The sequence below is a fragment of the Nocardia sp. Marseille-Q1738 genome, assembly GCF_965283145.1.
On record NZ_CBDIMS010000010.1, the window covers coordinates 121,465 to 134,970 of the forward strand.

The window sequence follows — 13,506 nt, forward strand, 5'->3', positions numbered from 1 at the left end:
CTGCGGCGGTGCTGTCGCCCCAGACGAGGAAGCCCTCTCCACCGCCGAACTGCTCGCACTGAGCCGAGAACTCCTGGGCTGAACTGGCTAGCGCTGCGGCGGTGCTGTCGCCCCAGACGGTTCGGCTGCTGTTCGGGCGGCGACGGTGTCGACCAAGCGTGCGAGGCCGTCGGCCCCGTAACCGGCGTCGACGGCACGCTGAACGATATCGAGAGATGCCTGCAAAACAGTGCTGTCGAAGCCGAGAGCTCGGGCATTGTCGGAGAGGTGGGTAAGGCCTGCCGCTGCGGAGGCGATAGTCGATAGGGCACCCGGGTAGTGATCCGCCTCGACCTGGTGCGCGAACCGCTCCAGCATTTCCGGTAGGAGTCCGGTGATGTCGGCCGCATACGGTGCGAGGTCGGCTCCGGAAATTCCCTCCGCACGTGCCAGCGCGAGGCTGTGGACGACACCGAGCACTGACAGCCAGAACAACGACAACATCGCGGCGTCGTACCCGGCGGCTCGGCCGGCGTCCGCACCGACGTACACCGCCCGGCCGCCGAGTGTTGCGAGTACTGCCGCATGCCGCTGATACACCGATTCAGCACCTGAGTACAGCACCAGCGCCGCCGGTCCGCCGATGGTCGGGGTCGGCGTGAGGATCGCTCCGTCGAGATAGCTGATGCCATGTCGCGCCGCCCATTCCGCGCGTGTCCGCGATTGGTGCGGTGCGGTGGAGGTGAGGTTCACCAGCGTCCGGCCGTGTAACGCCGCCGCGTCCGGTTCGAGTACCGCGGCGACGGCCGCGTCGTCCACGAGACAGACCACCGCCAGTTCGGACGTGCTCACCGCGTCGGCCACGGTCCCCGCACGGATGGCACCACGGTCGACCAGCGCATCGGCGCGGGCAGGTGTGCGATTCCAGACCGTGGTGTGGATGCCGCCATCGAGGAACGCGCGGGCAAGAGCTTGCCCCATCGGGCCGAGACCGACGACGGCAACGGATTGCGCTGACACTAGGGAACCTTTCGTGATTGTTGGGCAAGTATCAAACAACTATCATTGGATAGTCGTACAACAGTCAAACCCAGAGAGCGACCACCATGCCGCGTGCGCCTTTTCAGCCAGCGACCGACGACATCACCCTGGTCGGCGTGATGCACGCATTCTCGGATCCGGCGCGGCTCGAGATCGTCTCCCGACTCGCTGTCAGCAAGGGCGAGAACTGCTCGGGCATCGGCGAGGACATCGACCTGCACAAGTCGACTCTGTCGCATCACTATCGCGTGCTGCGCGAGGCCGGAGTAACCGCGACCACGATCGAAGGCCGTACCCGTGTGGTGCGGCTACGCCGTGACGATTTGCAGGCCCGCTTTCCTGGACTGCTCGACGCGGTGCTCAGCGCATACCGCGATCACTGAGCTGAAGGGAACTGACTACCGCGCTCCGGAAGGTAGCCCGACTGCGGGCAGGCCCAGCGCCGCCTGCGGCTGGCGCTGGGCCGACTACCACTTCTGATCCGGGGCCCAGTGCTCGTGCCCTGGCCGTCCAGGCCCCGCGGACATCGGGTTCGATGGGACCGTCGTGTCCCGCGTCAGGTCGTCAGTGGCTCGGTGACGCGGCGAACCGGTCGAATACGGATGCCGAATTCCGGTCGCAGGTTGACCGAAGCCAGCGGCACCACCGGATGGGTGCCGTCGAGTTCGAGGCGGAAACGCTGCACCGTCATGGCCAGGATCAGCACCATCTCCGTCATCGACATGTCCTTGCCGAGGCAGATGCGTGGACCGCCGGAGAACGGGAAGAACGCGTACTTGTGCCGCTCGGCCACTTCTCGGTCGGTGAAACGCTCCGGGCGGAACTCCTCCGGATCGTCCCACAGCCGCTTGTCGCGGTGAATGTAGTACATGCACAAGGTGACCCGCGCACCGGCCGGGACGTGGTAGCCGCCGATCTCGTCGTCGGCGATCGGTGTGCGTTCCACGATCCAGGCGGGCGGATACAGGCGCATGGTTTCCTCGATGACCATGCGGCAGTAGCTCAGCTGCCCCAGATCGGCGAAGGTCGGGGGCCGGTCACCGATCGCCGCGCGCACCTCCTCGGCCAGCCGCTCCTGGACCTCCGGGTGCGTGGCCAGCAGGTAACACGCCCACGACAGCGCGTTCGCCGGGGACTCGTGGCCCGCCACGAGCAGGGTCTTGATCTCGTTGAGCAGATCCTCCTCCCGCATGCCCTGGCCGCCCTCGTCGCGGGCGCGGACCAGAGCGGTGAGCACGTCGCTGGTGTCGGCGCCGCCGCGGCGCTCCTCGATCAGATGCCGTACCACGTCGTCGAGTTCGCCGACCTTGCGCGCGACCCGCCGCGCCTCGGGGGTCGGGAAGGACTGCGGCAGTTTCACCGGCGCGTTCACCCGCTTCATGATCAACGCGAACGCCGCCCGCATCGCGTCGGTCACCTGGGTGGTGCCGGTGGACAGGTCGATGCTGAACAGAATCCGGCCGGTCACCGCGAGCAGCAGCTTGACGTAGTCGTCGTAGATGTCGCGGAATTCACCGGCCGCCGCGTCCCAGCTGTCGAGCATCGCCGCGGCGCTGTCGGTGATGTCGTCGGCGAAACCCTTGACGTGCGAATGGGAGAACGCCGGTGAGATGAGTTTGCGCTGCTTGCGCCAGTACTCCAGGTTGTTGGTGGTCAACTGCCCTTCGCCGAGCAGGATGCTGAACTCGTCGTAGATCGGGCTCTTGCGGTAGTTGGTGTAGTTGTCCTTGAGCACGTACTCGGTCATCGCCGGGTCCGCGACGAGGTAGACCAGCATCGGGCCCGCTTTGACCCGCACGACGTCGCCGTAGCCGTCCAGCAGCTCGCCCACCGTGGCGAGCGGGTTCTTCGCCAATTTCGGCAGCATGCGTCCGGTTTCCACCAGACCTGGCCCGGGTGCTTTCATGGTCCGACCTTTCACTTCAACAGCTTGGCGTGCTTGCGCAGCTGGTTCACGTAGTCCTGTTTCTCCACCACCAGCGGGTACTGGTCGGCGTGGTAGAGCCGCAGCCCGGCATACAGGTCGGGTTGGCGGCCCTGAATGGCGCGGTCGAAGCGCGCGACCTGCTGCGGATCGGCTGCCTTCGCACGCAGATACTCGGCGACCAAGTCGGCTTGCTTCTCGTACACGTCCCAGTGCGAGCCGATCGGCCGCACCATCCCGACCACGAACAAGTCGCGGGTGTGCGGCGGAAAGATGTTGAGGTACAGGTCCGGTCGCAGACTGCCCTCGGCCCAGTTGAGGTGGGCGCGGTCGACGACGGGATAGTTCGGCACGAACCCGGTCGCCAGCACGACCAGATCGACTTTCTCCTCGGTGCCGTCGGCGAAGGTGACCCGGTCGTCATCGATCGCGGTGACATCGGGTTTGGGGGTGATGTCGCCGTGGGTGTAGTAGTGGTGCAGCTGATCGCCCAGCATCGGGATGACGATGCCCTCGCCGAAATCGGGCACCGGAAGCCCGAACGAGCGGGAACGTCCGCGCAGGTACCCGAACAGCCGCTCGAAGGCCCGCTTGCGCAGCGGCCGCCACATCCGGCCCTGCAACATGCTGTCGGTCGGGCGGCCGAGCATGTACTTGGGCATGCAGTAGAACCCGCGTCTGCTGCTGTGCAGCGTCAGCGCCGCGTTCACGGCGCAGTCGGACAGGATGTCGGCGGCCGACTGCCCGGCGCCGACCACCAGCACGCGTTTGCCCAGCACCTGTTCGGGATGCCGGTATTCGCTGGAATGCAGCACGGGCACGGTGCTGGTACCGGGAATGTCGATGTTGCGCGGGGTGCGGTCGTGCCCGGTGGCGATGATCACTCCCGCGTAGGGGCGCTCGGAGCCGTCGGCCAGCGTCACCGTCCATCCGTCGTCCGTGGGCTCGATCCGTTCCACCGCGGTGTTCAACCGGATGCGCGGCCACAGATCGAACGCGTCGGCGTACGAGTGCAGGTACCGCAGCACGAGTTCGTGCCCGGGGTAGTCGGGGTAGTCCTCGGGCATCGGGAACCCCGGAAATGCCTGCACCCCTTTGGAAGCGATGACATGCGTATTGTGGCTGACCGGCGAGTCCGCCCGCCGCGCGTCCCAGATCCCGCCGATGCCGTCGGCGGCCTCCAGGACCTCGAAATCCAGGCCGCGCGCGGCGAATCCGCGGGCGGTCGCCAATCCGGCCGCGCCCGCGCCGATGACGCAGTAGGTCCTCATGCCGCACCCACCCGTTCGGCCTGGGGCTCGCCGGTGCGCGGCACCGGGTCCGGTTCGGTTCCCGCGCTCGCGCGCCAGGCCACCACGAAACAGGCGACGTAGATGACCGTCTGTCCCACCAGCGTGAAGTAGACGTTCTCGTTGTAGAACGCCACGACCAGCCAGGCCGCGGTGAGCAGTGCGACGGTGCGTGCGCCGCCGCGCATCAGCCCGGCGTACACCGCGAGCATCCACACCGCGCCGACGGCGATGTACACCCAAGGACCGAACGGGGCGCGGAACGACGCCAGCGTCAGCACCGCCAGCCAGATGGCCAGCTGCTCGGCGCGCAACCGCGGACCCTGCGCGCCCGCGGCCACCCGCCGGTGGATGCGGACCGCGGTGACCGCCACCAGGATCAGCAGCAGCAGGGTGTAGACGTTGGTGATCAGGCGGGCGGGACCGGTCGGGTCGCCGATGTCCCAGCCGATGATCTCCGCCTTGTACGGCAGCCCGAACGGCGAGTAGTTGACCAGCTGGTTGGCCCGTTCCACCAGCACGAATTGGTGGAACTCACCGCTGGCCAGCCGCTGCCAGGTGCCGTCGGACAGGAAGATCCGCCACGGCTCCCAGCCGAAGATCGCCAGCGTCGCCGCCGAATACACGCCGCAGAACGCCGCGGTCCACACCGCGGGCCGCCAGCGTCGCTGCACGAGCAGATAGACCAGCAGGATCGCCGGAGACACCTTGGCGATGATCGCCAACGCCAACGCCGCACCACCGAAGATATTGCGCCGCAACTGGAACAACACCATGGCGCCCGCCGCGCCGACGTAGAGCAGCAGCACGTGGATGTTGCCGATCTGCAAGGTCGCCAGCGTCGGCAGGCTGATCCACACCACCGGCGTCAGCGCGGCCAGCACCGCGCCCTGCCTGCCGCCGATCCAGCGGGCGATGGCGAACATGGCCACCAGCACGATCGCGACGTACAGCGAGTACCACAGCGCCCGCAGCGTGGCGAAATCGTGGCTGAACAGCAGCAGCAACCGCGGGAGCAGCAGGAACGGCGGCGGGTACAGGTAGGCGTCGCGATCCTGCGGGGCCACGCTGGGCAACACCGAATCCGCCTGCGGCGATTCATACCGGTGCCGGTCGTACAGGCTGCCGGGTTCGTGCTCGGCCATCATCGCCCCGCTGATGTAGCCGGACAGATGGGTCTTCTTGACCAGGAAGTCGTCGTCGGCCGACAGGGAGGCGTCGACGTTGTCCGCGTCGAGGATGAACTGCGTCAGCCGGGCCAGCACCGCGACGACGAGCAGGATGGCCACGCTCCACAGCACACGCACCACGATCGGCTTGTTCCGCACCACCTCCCGCCACTCGGCCGGGACGGTCGGCACGAACAGCACGAAAAGAACTGCCGCGCAGACGATTCCGAGTAAGGCGGTGACCGGCCCTGGTAGTCCGGTGAGCGCGAGCACGATCATCACGACGGGGACGAGAATGCCGACCACGAACACCGCGTACATCGCGGCGTAGTAGTCGAGCGAACCCCGGAAGCGGGTCCATGTCCTGGATATCATCTGCAACCTACGGCTTTCGGTTCCCGCGCCGCCCGGCTCGGGGCGGCGCGGCTGGTCTCATCTGGTCGCTGCTCCGGCGGCCAGCAGCGGAATCACCTGCGCCACCACGTCCTGTGCCGGGGGCGCGGCGCGCAGGTCGGCGCCGATCTGCTCGGCGGCGGCCCCGAAGCGGGGTTCGTTCAGCAGCGTGCTGATCGAGGCGGCCAGTGCTTCGGCGTCGCCCTGGTCGGCCGGGGTCTCGGCGGCCAGGCCCGCGCCCACACGCACCAGGCCGCGGGCGTAGTCGAACTGGTCGAACATTTGCGGCAGCACCAGCTGCGGCAGGCCGAACCAGCCCGCGGTCAGGCCGGTGGTCGAGCCGCCGTGGTGCACCAGCAGATCGCAGCCGGGCAGGAACAGGTTCAGCGGCACCTCTTCGACGACCCGCACGTGGTCGGGCAACTCGCCGACCGTGGCGCGGTCGTGTGCCGACAGCGCCACGATCACCTCGGCGTCGGCCACCTCGCCCAGCGCGGCCAGCACCGACTCCAGCGGCCGCGGACCGGTCAGGCTCAGCGTGCTGCCGCCCATGCAGACCGCGATCCGCTTGCGGCCGTTCTCGTTGCGGTGCCACTCCGGCAGCGCGCCGGTGCCGTTGAACGGGACGTAACCCACCGGGATGCTGGGCAGCGCGTCCGGAGCCTGCAACCGTGGCGGGCAGATGTCGAGTACGGCGACCGGGTCGGCCAGCCGGGTGCCCGCCTCTTCGGCCAGCGCGGCGGTGCGTTCGGTGAACGGGCCGCCGGTGGGGTCGATGCCCCAGCGGTGCACCAGCACCGGGAGATCCAGTTCCGCACCCAGGGCGCGGCCGATGGTGGCCAGCGGGTCGGTGAGGATCACGTCCGCGCCCCAGTCCCTGGCCACCGCGGCGAACGTCTCGAGGTACTGGCCTGCGTGGTTGTGCCAGTTCTGGGCGGCGATCTGCCACAGGCCCTGCCCGCCGGGCTGGTCGCGGTCGGCGAACAGCGGAAGGGGGAACATGCCCGGGTTCACTTTGGTGCGCAGCTCGTCCATCGGCACGTTCAGCGCGGTCATCTCGACGGCGTTCAATCCCGAGCGCAGCGCCGTCGCTGTCACGTCGTTGCGCGAGGCGACCAGCACTTCGTGACCGGCCAGCCGCAGCGCCCAGCAGAACGGCACCATCGCCAGCAGATGCCCCGACGAGGGCACCGGCACGACCAGAAACTTCATCCGATTCACTCCTTCGGCTTCATCCACTCCATCGGATTGGTGTGCCGAGGCACCCATGATGGAGCCGATTGTTCGGCGTTGCGGCGTTTTTCGATGACGACGATGTTGTGGTAGAAGTGCAGCGCCCCGATCCAGTCGTCGAACTCGCCCGCCGCGCGGCCGGAGTCCTTTTCGAACTCCTGGTGGTGCAGGGCGTCGACGAGAGTTTTCAGGTAGCCGACCGTGGTCGCCGGGGCGTTGGTGTCGGTGCTGCTTCCGCCCCAGCCGGACCAGTAGGAGGTCTGGGTGTCCTCGACCACGTACAGTCCGCCGGGCCGCAGATGCGCGAACAGCGCCTGGAACGAGGCGATCACGTCGCCGCTGATGTGGCTGCCGTCGTCGATGATGATGTCGAACGGGCCGAGGGAGCGGCCGAGTTCGTCGAGGAACGCCGCATCGCCCTGGTCGCCCTGCAGTGGTTGCAGCCGGGGCTCGGCGATGCCGGACTTGTCGAAGTAGTCCAGCCCGTACACCAGGCCGCGGCGGAAGTACTGCTTCCACATGCGCAGCGACGCGCCGCCGACATCGGGCGCGGTGTATCCGCCGATGCCAAGTTCCAGCACTCGCACCCGGCTGTCGCGCAGCGGGGCGAAGTGCCGCTCGTAGTGCTGGGTGTACCAGTGCCCGCCCCACTTGTCCGAACCGAACTGCAGCGACAGCGCGTTGAGGTCGTAGTGGGTGGGGCGGCAGGCGGTGACGATCCGGTCGGCGGCGATGGCGGCGGCGTCGCGGGCCAGCCGCCACGGGTCGTCGGGGGCGAAGCTGCCCGGCCCCGGCTCGTCCTTGATCGCGATGGCGCGGGTGCCGATGGCGGCGTCGGGCGGGCCGTAGACCGCGCGCAGCAGCTCCACCAGATCTTGGCGCACCACCAGCCACGGATCCTCCACGGTGCCGGGACCGATCGCGGGGTCGTCGGCGCCGAGGGTGACCAGGTAGTCCAGTTGCTTGCCCTCGTAGGTCAGCTCGAACACCGCGGTGACCGGCTGCCCGGGGCGGGTGCCGTGACCCGCACGCCAGGCGATCTCCTCGAGCACCGCCTCGGCGACCGCCTCGGTGCCGATCTCGCCGATGCGCGCGGCGGTCTCCTCGTAGACGCCGTCGGCGATCGCGATCAGGTGTGCGGCGAGGACATTCTCGTCGTTCAGGTTCACGTCATCCATCCGTTCCGCCGGTGCGCACCGGCCTCGATTCCTGCACCAGGCGCACGCCCTCGGCGACGAGCATGGCCCGGACCATGCCGCGGAAATCCACCGATGGACGCCACCCGGTCCGCTGGCGCAGCCTCGTCGCGTCACCCACCAGCGGTTGCCTGCTGCGGGTGAGCACCGAGGAGCGTTCGCGGACATGGTCTTTCCAGTCCAGTCCGGCCATGCCGAACGCGGCCGCGCAGAACTCGGCGACCGTATGGTGTTCGCCGGTGGCGACGACGAACTCGTCCGGCTCGTCGAGGGCCAGAATCCGGGTCATGGCCTCGACGTAGTCCGGCGCGTATCCCCAGTCGGCGCCGGAGTCCAGCCGGCCGACCTCGAGCACGTCGGTGTCGCCTCGCTGGACCCGCGCGACCGCGCGCACGATCTTGCGCGTGACGAACTTCTCCGCGCGCAAGGGTGATTCGTGGTTGAACATGATTCCCGCGGCCGCGAACACGCCACGGGCACGGTAGGCGCGGCAGGCCAGCAGGCCCGCCGCTTTCGTCACCCCGTAGATCGAATCCGGTCGCAGTCCGCTGTTCTCGTCGCACACCGCCGCCCGGTCGGGTCCGAAGACGTGCGAGGAGGCCGCGTAGAACAGGCGGGTGCCGGTGCGGTGGCGCTCGATCGCTTCCGCGAAGTGCTGCACCGGCAACGTGTTCACCCGATGCGAGGCGCGCGCGAGTTCATGCGGGTCGCCGTGGTCGTCCTGTGAGGAGTGCTGCACCGCCGCCAGCAGATACACCTGCCGGGGGCGTTCGGTCGCGATCATGTGATCGACGGCCGCCGCGTCGGTGATGTCGACGGGGCCGCCGCGGCCGATCCGCAGCACTTGCTCACCGCGCGCGGCGAGCAGGTCCGACAACAGTGTGCCGTCCTGCCCCGCCGCGCCCGTGACGACGACGGTCATCTCACACCACGTCCAGTTCGGGCAGCGGGAAAACCAGCCGTCCTCCCGCCGCGCGGAACGCGCTTTCCCGCTCGAGCATCATGGTGCGGAAGTGCCAGGGCAGCACGAAGAACTGGTCGGGAGCCAGCTCGCGTGCCTGCGCCTCGGACACGATCGGGATCGCGCTGCCGGGGGTGAACTTGCCGAACTTGTCGTCGTTGACCTCCGCGATGCAGGCCAGGTCCTCCGGCCCGATGCCGCAGTGCTGCAATACCACGTTGCCTTTGGTGGAGGCGCCGTAGCCGAGGGTGCGCAGGCCGGCCTTGCGGGAGCGATCGAAGAAGTCACGGACCTGCTCGCGATGCTCCTCGACCCGTTTGGCGAAGTCGGCGTAGGGCTGCGGGGTGTGCAACCCGAGGGCGGCTTCCTCCTGACGCATCCGATCCAGCGCGGCGGCGTCGGCGGCGGACGGGACGCCGCGCTTGCCCAGCGTGAGGGCGAAACTGCCGCCGTTGACGCTGTTGCGCTCCACTTCGAGCACCACGAATCCGCACCGCCGCGCCATCCACTCGATCTGGTCGAGGGTGTAGTACTCGAGGTGCTCGTGACAGATGGTGTCGTAGGAGGTGGTGGCCAGCATCGCGGGCAGATAGCTCTGTTCGAGTACCCAGATGCCGTCGTCGGTGAGGCTGTCGTACACCGCGCGCATGAATTCCAGCGGGCTCGGCACGTCGTAGAACATGGCGATCGAGGTGATCACCTTGGCTCGCCGCCCGTCCAGCACCGATTCGACCAGCTCGCGGGTGAAGTATCCGGTCACCAGCCGCACATGCGGCGGATAGAACCGGCGGAACTTCTCCCCCAGCGGGTCGATCCCCACGATGGTCGCCGACCCCTCGGGGTAGGACCGCAGCAGCGTCGCGTCGTTGCTGCCGACGTCGATCACCAGATCCTGCGGCGTCAACGCCACGCGCTCCCGGATCCTGGCCACCCGATGGGCCAGGTGATCGATCATCGATCGGTTGAGCCCGGAGCGGTATCCATAACCCGGGGAGTACATCTCGTCGAAATCGGCGGTATGGCGCAGCTGCACCAGCCCGCATTCCTCGGAGCCGGTGGGCACACAGCGCACCAGTTCCAAGGGGTAGCGCGGCACGGCGGTCGGGTCGGTGGCCGGGAACACCCCGGTCAACGCCATCGTGCCGAGATCGACGACCGTCTCGAGCCGGGTGTTCCCGCACACCCGGCAGCAATCCACCGCCACTGCTTGCGTCACGCGTTCTCCATATCGTGGGCGACCATCAGCTCGACAAGTTCGGTGAAGCTCGTGCGGGGTTCCCACCCGAGCTTCTTCTTCGCCTTGGTCGGGTCACCAGTGAGGTGATGCACCTCGGCGGGCCGGAAGTAGGTCGGATCGACCTCCACCAGCACCCTGGAGGTACGCCGATCGATCCCCTTCTCGTCGAGACCTGTACCCTCCCACACCAATTCGACGCCCGTGGCGGAGAACGCCGTTTCGCACAGCTCGCGCACGCTGTGCGTCTCGCCGGTGGCGATCACGTAGTCATCGGGTTCGGGCTGCTGCAGCATCAGCCACATCGCCTCGACATACTCCTTGGCGTACCCCCAGTCACGGCGGGCGTCCAGGTTGCCGATGAAGAGCTTGTCCTGTTTGCCCTGCGCGATGCGCACCGCGCCGCGGGTCACCTTGCGGGTGACGAAAACCTCGCCGCGCCTGGGTGATTCGTGATTGAACAGCGTGCCGTTGACCGTGTACATCCCGTAGGCCTCGCGGTGGTTCACCGTGATCCAGTACGCGTACAGCTTCGCCACGGCATACGGCGAGCGTGGATGGAACGGTGTGTCCTCACTCAGCGCGACATCGTGCAAGCCGCCGTATAGCTCCGAGGACGAGGCCTGGTAGAACTTGGTCGCGATGCCGGTCTTGCGGATCGCGTCCAGGATGCGCAGCGTGCCGATCGCGTTGGTCTCGGCGGTGAACTCCGGGATCTGGAACGAGATGTGCACGTGCGATTGCGCACCCAGGTTGTAGATCTCCGCCGGGCGCACGTCCTCCAGAATGCGGTTGAGGCTGCTGGAGTCCATGAGATCCCCGTAGTGCAGGAATAACCGGCGCTGCGAATGCGTATCGGAATACAGGTGATCGATGCGGTCGGTATTGAAATTCGACGCACGCCGGATTATCCCGTGCACCTCATATCCCTGCTGTAGCAGGAATTCCGTCAGATAAGACCCGTCCTGGCCGGTGATGCCGGTTATCAAAGCTTTTCTCATCAAACCTCCAACCCTGAGACTAACGGGTCTCGAAAATGGCGGCAACACCTATCTTTCGGTCGCCGCCGGTACTAAAATTCGATCGCATGAGCGCGGCCTCCGAAAAAACTCTGGTCATGATTCCGACATACAATGAGCGTCGCAACGTCGGGCCGTTGCTCGCTCAGATCTTGGAACAGGGCACTGATTTCGATGTCCTGTTCGTCGACGACAACTCCCCCGACGGCACCGGTGCCGTGCTCGATGAGCTGGCGCGACAGCGCTCGCCCCGAATCCACGTGCTGCACAGGGCCGGTCGTCAAGGCGTCGGCTCCGCCCATCAGGCCGGTATCCGCTGGGCTTATGCGCAGGGGTATCAGCACATCATCACGATGGATTCCGATTTCGCGCATCCGCCGTCGTATCTTCCGGCATTGCGCGCCGCCGCCGACGGTTTCGACATCGTTGTCGGCTCGCGCTATCTGAAAGAGGACAGCCTGGCCGACTGGACTCCCTTCCGCAAGATCCTCACCCGAGTCGGGCATTTTCTCACCGTGACACTGCTTCGGATGCCCTACGATGCCACCGGCGCGTTCCGATACTACCGTCTGGACAGTGTTCCGGTAGACGCTTTCGATAAGGTCCGCTCGACCGGGTACTCGTTCTTCTTCGAAAGCCTCTACATCCTCAACGCCAACGGTTTCCGGATCGAGCAGGTGCCCATTCACGTGCTCAACCGCACCGCGGGCGCGTCGAAGATGCGCACCCGCGACGTGGCGACCAGCGTGCGTTTCCTGTTGGTGCTGTGCGCGGAGAAGTACTTCCGCCCCAGCCGTCATCGCATCAGCTCGCTCGTGCACCGGTGACCCTCCCGGCCAGCCAGTCGATCACCGCCGCCGCCTCCGGCCAATCGGAGCCGGTGGCGGTGACCGGGAACTGGTCGTCGACATAGTCTTTGGCGAACTCCGAGCGCGAGCCCACGGCGTCGCGCACCTCGGCCAGCGTCACGGTGGTGCGCGCACCCACCTCACGCAGGCCGGTGTCGCCGAGATGCTCGGCGATCCAGCCCGCGCACCAGTCCACCGGCGCGAAGCTCTGCCGGGAGCCGCCACTGGCGAACACCGGGCGGTCGGCAGCCATGTCGGCGAGCACGCCCTTGCGGTAGTCGCCGCCGTACATCGGCCCCAGCCGGACCACGAAAGTGTCTGCCCCGGAACACAATTGCTCCGCCTCGGCACGATGGCGCCCGTACACCGTGTCCAGTTGGGTGCGCGCGGAAATGCTGCTGATCTGCACGAACCGGTCCCAGCGCCACTGCTCGCGCAGCAGACGCGTCTTGTCGACCGTCTCGGCGTGGTCGGCGTCCGGATTGTGCTCGGCCCAGAACCGTTTCGACGGGCAGGCGGCGTTGATCAGCACGTCGTAGCGGCCTGCGGTGCGGTGGCGTTCGTGATCGGCGCGCACCACCGGGACCACCTCCCACTGGGTCCGCTTGCCGAGCGCCTCGGTCAGCGCGGCGCCGACATAGCCCGCGGCGCCGACCACGGCCACGCGCATGCTCATGCCGTGCCCTTCCGGGGATGTCTCCGGGCCTGACCGCTCATGCTGTGTCGTCTTCCGGCATGAGCAGCGCCCTGCATGGTTGCGCTTCGCTGCCGCCTCCGGGCCCGACCGCTCATGCCTGGTTGCCTTCCAAGGTGTGCGGCAGCGGCGCTACCTGGACGATCGGCGGGTCGCACTCGTCCCACGGCTTGGTCAGCATCGCGATGAAGGTCAGCGGCGTGATGGAGTACACCGTGTGCATCACCCCGATCGGTGTGCGCGTGCAGATGCCCTTGGACACGTGGATGAACTCCTCCGGGCAATCCGGATCCTCGTGGTCGTCCTTGGTCACCAGCACGCCGTTGCCCTCGACGAACAGCAGGTACTCGACGAAGTGCGGGTGGTAGTGCAAGCCGCGCACCTTGCCCGGGTGCATGTAGATCAGGTTGAACTCCAGCAGGGGCTCCGGGGGGACCCAAGTGAATATGCCGCCGCGCCCATCGCGGACGGTGTCGAGATTGCACGACGGAGTGAGAACTTCGACCTTCATTACTGCATCCCTTCA

Annotated in this window: 13 protein-coding genes; 2 read left to right on the forward strand and 11 right to left on the reverse strand. The window is 67.3% G+C overall.

Translation table 11 applies throughout. The features are described 5' to 3' along the window. Positions 1 to 87 precede the first annotated feature (87 nt). On the reverse strand, positions 88 to 999 hold the full coding sequence (locus ACWPXK_RS28580) for an NAD(P)-dependent oxidoreductase (protein WP_454199270.1): 912 nt from the start codon (positions 997 to 999) through the stop codon (positions 88 to 90). A gap of 86 nt (positions 1,000 to 1,085) precedes the next feature. Here ACWPXK_RS28580 and ACWPXK_RS28585 point away from each other — a divergent pair, with 86 nt between their 5' ends. Next, the gene (locus ACWPXK_RS28585; protein WP_454199271.1) at positions 1,086 to 1,403 is read left to right on the forward strand and encodes an ArsR/SmtB family transcription factor; all 318 of its coding nucleotides are present in this window, start codon (positions 1,086 to 1,088) and stop codon (positions 1,401 to 1,403) included. Between the two features lie 173 nt (positions 1,404 to 1,576). Here the strand turns inward: ACWPXK_RS28585 and ACWPXK_RS28590 are convergent, their stop codons facing one another. From ACWPXK_RS28590 to gmd, 8 genes are read right to left on the reverse strand one after another with little or no spacing between them, the layout of a single operon-like run. Beyond that, the gene (locus ACWPXK_RS28590) at positions 1,577 to 2,926 is read right to left on the reverse strand and encodes a cytochrome P450 (RefSeq protein WP_454199272.1); all 1,350 of its coding nucleotides are present in this window, start codon (positions 2,924 to 2,926) and stop codon (positions 1,577 to 1,579) included. 11 nt (positions 2,927 to 2,937) lie between these two features. Further along, positions 2,938 to 4,215 (reverse strand): flavin-containing monooxygenase, encoded by a 1,278-nt coding sequence (locus ACWPXK_RS28595; RefSeq protein ID WP_454199273.1) that lies wholly within the window; start codon positions 4,213 to 4,215, stop codon positions 2,938 to 2,940. Beyond that, positions 4,212 to 5,777, reverse strand: a complete 1,566-nt coding sequence (locus ACWPXK_RS28600) for a glycosyltransferase family 87 protein (protein ID WP_454199274.1) — start codon at positions 5,775 to 5,777, stop codon at positions 4,212 to 4,214. Before ACWPXK_RS28600 ends, ACWPXK_RS28595 begins: the two co-directional genes overlap by 4 nt. 57 nt (positions 5,778 to 5,834) lie before the next feature. Beyond that, entirely contained in the window at positions 5,835 to 7,007 is a 1,173-nt protein-coding gene (locus tag ACWPXK_RS28605) for a nucleotide disphospho-sugar-binding domain-containing protein (RefSeq protein ID WP_454199275.1), read from the reverse strand. A gap of 5 nt (positions 7,008 to 7,012) precedes the next feature. Continuing rightward, entirely contained in the window at positions 7,013 to 8,197 is a 1,185-nt protein-coding gene (locus tag ACWPXK_RS28610) for a class I SAM-dependent methyltransferase (protein ID WP_454199276.1), read from the reverse strand. 1 nt (position 8,198) lies between these two features. Then, a complete protein-coding gene (locus tag ACWPXK_RS28615; protein WP_454199277.1) occupies positions 8,199 to 9,146 on the reverse strand; it encodes a GDP-mannose 4,6-dehydratase in 948 nt (315 codons plus the stop codon). Between the two features lies 1 nt (position 9,147). Then, on the reverse strand, positions 9,148 to 10,401 hold the full coding sequence (locus tag ACWPXK_RS28620) for a class I SAM-dependent methyltransferase (RefSeq protein WP_454199278.1): 1,254 nt from the start codon (positions 10,399 to 10,401) through the stop codon (positions 9,148 to 9,150). Then, the gene (gene gmd, locus ACWPXK_RS28625) at positions 10,398 to 11,420 is read right to left on the reverse strand and encodes a GDP-mannose 4,6-dehydratase (protein ID WP_195131699.1); all 1,023 of its coding nucleotides are present in this window, start codon (positions 11,418 to 11,420) and stop codon (positions 10,398 to 10,400) included. Before gmd ends, ACWPXK_RS28620 begins: the two co-directional genes overlap by 4 nt. A gap of 35 nt (positions 11,421 to 11,455) precedes the next feature. Here gmd and ACWPXK_RS28630 point away from each other — a divergent pair, with 35 nt between their 5' ends. Then, positions 11,456 to 12,265, forward strand: coding sequence for a polyprenol monophosphomannose synthase (locus ACWPXK_RS28630; RefSeq protein WP_454199279.1), 810 nt, complete (start codon positions 11,456 to 11,458; stop codon positions 12,263 to 12,265). Here ACWPXK_RS28630 and ACWPXK_RS28635 read toward each other — a convergent pair. Together ACWPXK_RS28635 and ACWPXK_RS28640 are read right to left on the reverse strand one after the other, a co-directional pair. Then, positions 12,243 to 12,962, reverse strand: coding sequence for a hypothetical protein (locus ACWPXK_RS28635; RefSeq protein WP_454199280.1), 720 nt, complete (start codon positions 12,960 to 12,962; stop codon positions 12,243 to 12,245). The genes ACWPXK_RS28630 and ACWPXK_RS28635 overlap by 23 nt on opposite strands. 112 nt (positions 12,963 to 13,074) lie before the next feature. Continuing rightward, positions 13,075 to 13,491, reverse strand: a complete 417-nt coding sequence (locus ACWPXK_RS28640) for a cupin domain-containing protein (RefSeq protein WP_040786623.1) — start codon at positions 13,489 to 13,491, stop codon at positions 13,075 to 13,077. Between the last annotated feature and the right edge of the window lie 15 nt (positions 13,492 to 13,506).